This window comes from Halanaerobium saccharolyticum (assembly GCF_004362045.1).
Classification (GTDB): Bacteria; Bacillota; Halanaerobiia; order Halanaerobiales; family Halanaerobiaceae; genus Halanaerobium; species Halanaerobium saccharolyticum_C.
Genome location: NZ_SNWX01000026.1, coordinates 38,493 through 44,568 on the forward strand (window position 1 = coordinate 38,493; position 6,076 = coordinate 44,568).

The 6,076-nt window shown below is 39.3% G+C and carries 3 protein-coding genes; 2 read left to right on the forward strand and 1 reads right to left on the reverse strand.

The annotated features are described in order from the left end of the window. Positions 1-70 precede the first annotated feature (70 nt). Positions 71-3,331: a hypothetical protein gene (locus tag DFR79_RS12755; RefSeq protein ID WP_133515864.1), complete on the forward strand. Its 3,261-nt coding sequence runs from the start codon at positions 71-73 to the stop codon at positions 3,329-3,331. A 240-nt stretch (positions 3,332-3,571) separates the two neighbouring features. Here the strand turns inward: DFR79_RS12755 and mgrA are convergent, their stop codons facing one another. Then, positions 3,572-4,564: an L-glyceraldehyde 3-phosphate reductase gene (gene mgrA / locus DFR79_RS12760; RefSeq protein WP_133515865.1), complete on the reverse strand. Its 993-nt coding sequence runs from the start codon at positions 4,562-4,564 to the stop codon at positions 3,572-3,574. Positions 4,565-4,806: 242 nt separating this feature from the next. Between mgrA and DFR79_RS12765 the strand changes: the two genes are divergently transcribed. Then, complete coding sequence (locus DFR79_RS12765) at positions 4,807-5,931, forward strand: Gfo/Idh/MocA family protein (protein WP_133515866.1); 1,125 nt, start codon at positions 4,807-4,809, stop codon at positions 5,929-5,931. Positions 5,932-6,076: the final 145 nt, after the last annotated feature.

A 6,076-nucleotide genomic window follows, 5' to 3' on the forward strand; every position in this document is an offset into this window, starting at 1 on the left:
AATTAATTGAGATCAAAAGCAGTGTCAGCAGTTAATTAAACTGCAGCAAATTATTGAGGAGGGTTAGCAAATGAAAGATGTTTATTCGTTAAATGATCAGGGTCAATTTATTATCAAAAACTATCAAAAACAGAAAACATTTGCCAGTTTTCTGCCGGGGATTGCCGGTAAATTTGGAATTCCAATCTGGGCCTTTTATGTAAATCGCGGTCAGGGAATTGCAAGTTTTGGTTCCCGGAATAAGGATAATGCAATCATGGAGTTTTATCCGGCCAATAAATCCTATCAGAATGTGGCAACTAAGGGTTTTAGAACTTTTATAAAACTGAAAGATCAAAATACTGTTTACGAAGCGTTTAGAAATTTAAACGATAAGATTGAAAGCAAAATGACAATTGATACTCAGTCTTTAATAATTGAAGAAAACAATAGGGAGCTGGGTTTAAAGACCACAGTCAGTTATTATATACTGCCCAACGAAGATTTTGGAGCCCTGATCAGAGAAGTAGAGGTCGAAAATACTTCCGACCAAACAAGAGAGCTGGAAATTTTAGATGGAATGCCAATTCTAATTCCTTTTGGAATTGAAAATGGAGCCTTAAAGGAGATCAGTCAGACAATTTCTGCCTGGGCCAGAGTTGATTCTTTTGCAACCAAAATACCATTTTATAAACTGAGAGCCTCAGCTGAAGATGAGGCTGAGGTTAAGCAGATGACAGCAGGCAACTTTTTTATTTCTTTTGAAAAAACTGCTGATTCTGAAGCCAACAGCTTGCTGACACCCCTGGTTGATCCGGATGTTATTTTTGCCGAAAAGACCAGTCTGGAAACAGCACCCGGTTTTGAGCGCAAAGAACTGGCTGAATATCAGGGTGAGCAGATTTTAGAAAACCGCTTTCCATCTGCAATGGCTGCGGCCAAAACAAAATTAAAAGCAGGTCAAAAATTAGAGCTTGCTTCAGTTTTTGGTAATCTGGCCGATGAAGATAGATTGGGGGAAATAAAGGATAAAGTATTGCAACCTGATTATCTAGAGCAGAAGAGAAATGAGTCAAAGAAGATTCATAACTATTATGCAGACCATATCTTTACAGTCAGCGGTAAGCAGGAACTCGATGCCTACAGCCGTCAGACCTTTATGGATAACCTGCTCCGGGGAGGTTTTCCCTTAAGTCTGGGACAGGAAAATAAAAAAACCTATCATATTTTTTCCCGCAAACACGGAGACTTAGAGAGAGATTATAATGAATTTTTATTAGAGCCAACATATTATTCCCAGGGTAACGGTAATTTTAGAGATGTAAATCAAAATCGACGCTCTGATCTTTATTTTAATCCAGAAATTAAAAGAGATAATCTAAAGCTGTTTGCTGATTTAATTCAGACCGATGGCTATAATCCACTGATAATTGAAGGCAGCAAATTTATTTTAACTGAGAATACTGCGATCGAAAAAGTGATGGCTGAGTTGAGTGGAAAAGCAGAAGCTGAATTTAGAAAACTTCTTACAAAGCCATTTACACCGGGCGAAATTGCTCTTTTCATCGACAGTCACAATCTGGAACTTAAATCTTCACTGACAGACTTTATTGACCTTGTAGTTGAAGCAGCAGACAGCTGGACAGAGGCTAAATTTGGTGAGGGTTACTGGATTGATCACTGGACCTATAATCTTGATTTAATCGAAAACTATCTCGCCGTATATCCGGAAAAGAAAAAAGAGCTGCTTTTTGAAGCTGCTGATTATACTTTCTATGATTCTCAGGTTCGAGTTAAACCCCGCCGGGAAAAGTATTTCTTAACTGAAAATGGAGTTCGCCAGTACAATGCAGTTATTACAGATGAGAATAAAGAGCAGGAAATTACTGAGCGGAGTCAGTTCCCCTACTATCTGAGGACTGAAAAAGGAGAAATTTATACTACCAGCCTTTTCAATAAATTACTGACTCTGGTGCTTAACAAAGCAGCCAGCCTTGATCCCTGTGGAATGGGAATCGAGATGGAAGCAAATAAACCGGGCTGGTATGATGCCTTAAATGGACTGCCGGGAATTTTTGGTTCCTCAATTGCCGAAACAATGGAGCTTTTAAGATTGGTCAGGTTTATGAGCAGAGCTATCTCAGAAGCAGATCTGGATAGTGAAATTGAGCTGGCAGCAGAAATAGTTGATTTCCTGGCAGAGTTTGATCAGCTGCTAACTGAAGTAAAATCAGATCAGGATTTCCTTTACTGGCAGCAGGCCGGTCAGATTAAGGAAGAATATCGGGAGCAGGTATTCACCGATTTAACAGGCAGAGAAGCAGCAGTCTCGATTCGAAAAATTGAAGGATTTTTAAATAAGCTTAAGGCTAAACTTGAGCGAGCAGTTGAGCTGGCCCAGGAAGAAAATGGCCTTTATACAATGTACTGCAGCTATCAGGTAGAAGAATACGAAAAGCTGGGTCAGAGCTCAGAAAATGGACTGGAAAAAGTTGCTGTTAAGAGCTTTAAACAGCACCGACTGCCTCCGTTTCTGGAAGCACAGGTCAGGGCAATGAAAATTATGGAAGATGAAACTAGAGCCCGGAAACTTGCTCAGGCAGTTAAAGATAGTGAGCTCTATGATCAGAAATTAGGAATGTACAGAGTTAATGGTGATTTAAGTGCAGAAAGTTATGAGATAGGTAGAGCGCGAGCTTTTTCTCCCGGCTGGCTGGAAAATGGATCAATCTGGCTGCATATGGAATATAAATATCTGCTGGAACTTTTAAAGAGTGGACTTTACGAAGAATACTACCAGGCAGTCAATGATGCTCTGGTACCATTTCAGGATCCAGAAAGATATGGACGCAGTATTTTGGAGAATTCTTCCTTTATTCTGAGCAGTTTAAATGGAGACACTAAAAATCACGGCCGCGGTTATATAGCGAGACTCAGCGGTTCAACTGCAGAATATATTGATATGTGGTCTAAGATGGCTTTTGGTAGACAGCCCTTTAAATATCAGGCTGGAGAATTAGTTTATAGACCAGAGCCAGTGCTGACAGCAGAATTATTTACTGAGGAAAAAAGAAATGAAAAGCTGCAGCTCAGTCAAAACAAATCAGTCGAAGTAGAAATACCAGCTGCTGCTTTTGCCTACAGGTTCCTCGGCAGCACCCTGGTTGTTTACCACAACCCAGCCCGCAGAAATACTTTTGGTGAAGATAAGGCAGTAATTTCGAAGTTTAAATTAACTGCCGCTGGGGAAGAATTTGAGATCGAAGCTGCTGAACTGAAAGGTGAGCTGGCTCAAAAATTAAGAAACGGTGAAATCGAAAGATTGGACATCTTTTTAGTACCAGGTACCTAAATCGTTTTTTGGGGTCAGGTTAAAAAGAAATTATTCACTTATGGTATTGATATTTTCCGCCTGGTATTCTGAGCCTGAAGACTAAAACAATTTCTTAAAAAGTGATGCAAAATTCTGGGTATCCAGGCTGGAAGATATTTAATATAGATTAAAGCTAAAACTAAAAACAAAAAAGGCTAAAGCCCCTGAGGGTTTTAGCCTTTAATAATTTCCAAATATTCTCAAGTACCCGGTACCAAATTAATCAGCTGCAATTGCTTCAATAGCTGCCAGTTCTTCGTTGGTAAAACCGGTATTATTTAAGGTGCCAACATTTTCAATAACCTGTTCAACTTTGCTGGTTCCAACCAGAACAGATGTAACTCCCTGTTCTAAAATCCAGGCTAAAGCCATTTGAGATAGGCTCTGACCTCTGTCAGCAGCAATTTCATTTAGCTGTCTTACTTTTTCCAGTTTTTCTTTGGTAATACTGTCTTTTTTGAGGAAGCCGCTTTCTTTAGCAGCCCGCGAATCTTCCGGGATTCCACCCAGATATTTATCAGTTAATAATCCCTGAGCCAGAGGTGAATAAATAATTGAACCCATTCCTGAATTTTCAAGAGTTTCTAAGAGAACATCTTCTTCTGACCAGCGATCAAAAATAGAATAGTTGTACTGGTTTAAGAGTAAGTTAACTCCCATTCGCTCAGCAACTTCTGCTGCCTTTTTGGTCTGAGCAGCATTATAGTTTGAAATACCAACATATAAGGCTTTTCCCTGATCCTGAAGCTGTTTTAAGGCTCCAATTGTTTCTTCTAAAGGAGTGTCCGGATCCGGACGGTGGTGATAAAAGATATCCACATAGTCAAGGCCCATCCGCTGCAGGCTCTGGTCCAGACTAGAAATTAAGTATTTACGGGATCCCCATTCTCCATATGGTCCCGGCCACATGTAATAACCAGCTTTGGAGGAAATGATTAACTCATCTCTATAGGGTCCAAAGTCTTTTTCCAGTAAAATCCCCATTGTTTCTTCGGCAGAACCGGCTGGTGGACCATAATTATTGGCAAGGTCAAAGTGGGTAATTCCTAAATCAAAAGCTCTGCGCAGCATTTTACGTGCATTTTCTAAAGTGTCTACGCCCCCAAAATTGTGCCATAAGCCTAAAGAAATTGCCGGCAGCTTAAGACCACTGTTTCCTGTGTAATTGTATTCCATCTTCTCATAACGATTTTCGTCAGCTAAATAAGGCATCAAAAAACCCCCTCTTATTATTTTTTATCTTAATTTTTTCTCATTTCTAAAATTTATTATATCAGAATTATCAGAGTAATTAAATGTAAATCGACTACAATTAGCAGAATAAGTTGGAAGTAAGATTAAGGGAGAATTTTCTAATTACTTGTTATCCAGAATTAGCTTCGAAAAATGAAGGATTATTTAGTCTGAGGTTGAATTTAAATTATAAGTCATAAAATAGTAGGGAGGCTGATCTAATGTATATAAATTATGCTCTAAGTGGTTTAGGTGGAATTGCTAAAACTCACCTGATGGGACTTAGAAATTTAGCCATGCTGGAACTGGGATTAGATTTTAAGATAAACTTAAGTACTCTGGCAACAGGCCATCCTCAGGAAAAAGGGGAGCTGGCCCGGGAAATTGGTTTTGACAGGGTTGTAGATGATTTCGATAAATTATTGAAAACTGAGGTGGATCTGGTTGATTTATGTACACCAAACTTTTTGCACAGGGAAGAAATACTAAAGGCTGCAGCAGCTGATAAACATATTTACTGTGAAAAACCGCTGGCCTTAAATCTTGAGGAAGCAGAGAAGATTATGGAGCAGCTGGAAGGAAAAGATATCAAAAATCAAATAGCATTTGTCTACCGCTTTGCTCCAGCAGCAGCTTATGCTCATGCCTTATTGAAAAACAAAATAATTGGAGAAGTCCAGTTTGCCCAAATAGAGTATTATCATTCTCGCTATTTAAATCCGGAGGTGCCGATCAGCTGGAGACTGGAGAAGGATAAATCTGGTGGAGGAGCCTTAGTTGATCTGGGCAGCCATATGGTTGATTTGAGCAGATTTCTGCTGGGTGAGGTGGAGAGTCTGAGTGCCTGGACCAGAACTTTTGTTGATTCGAGAAAAATAGCAGCAGGCAGCCTAAAAAAGGTTGATGTAGACGACTGGGCAATGCTGATGCTTAATTTTGCTTCAGGTGCCAGAGGGACTATCGAAGCATCAAGGGTTTCTCCTGGTAATGAAGGTTTTAGAGTTCACATTTTCGGTGATCAGGGAGCAATTCACATTGATTCTGACCAGATAGATAAGGTTCAGTTATATGATCAGACTCCGGAGGAGATCAGGGTGAGTGAAGAGATGGTGGCCGGAGACCAATTTTTAAAGAGGCTGTTAGAATTATATCCGGGCTCAAAATCAACTCAGGGAATGATGATCGATCTGCACCTGGTCAGTCTAATTTTCTTTTTTGAGTCTATTGCTAAGGGAAAGGCCAATCCAGGTGTGCCAACCTTTGAAGATGGTTATGAAACCCAGAAGATAATTGAGGCTGCCTACCAGTCTGCTGAGGCTGATGCTAAAAAAATCGAGATTAAATAAAAAAGAATAATTATCTATTAAAGAACAGTGCATATTATTATATAATGAAGGATAACGTCAAATAAAATATGATAGTTACCATAAAATGTAAGTAAATAGTAATAGATCACCACTAATTTTAATTATAATAAAAATATTCAAAATG

Bases quoted from the DNA above. Each gene is read 5' to 3' on its own strand.
- DFR79_RS12765 (WP_133515866.1), top strand. From the start codon at position 4,807: ATGTATATAAATTATGCTCTAAGTGGTTTAGGTGGAATTGCTAAAACT.
- mgrA (WP_133515865.1), bottom strand. From the start codon at position 4,564: ATGCCTTATTTAGCTGACGAAAATCGTTATGAGAAGATGGAATACAAT.
- DFR79_RS12755 (WP_133515864.1), top strand. From the start codon at position 71: ATGAAAGATGTTTATTCGTTAAATGATCAGGGTCAATTTATTATCAAA.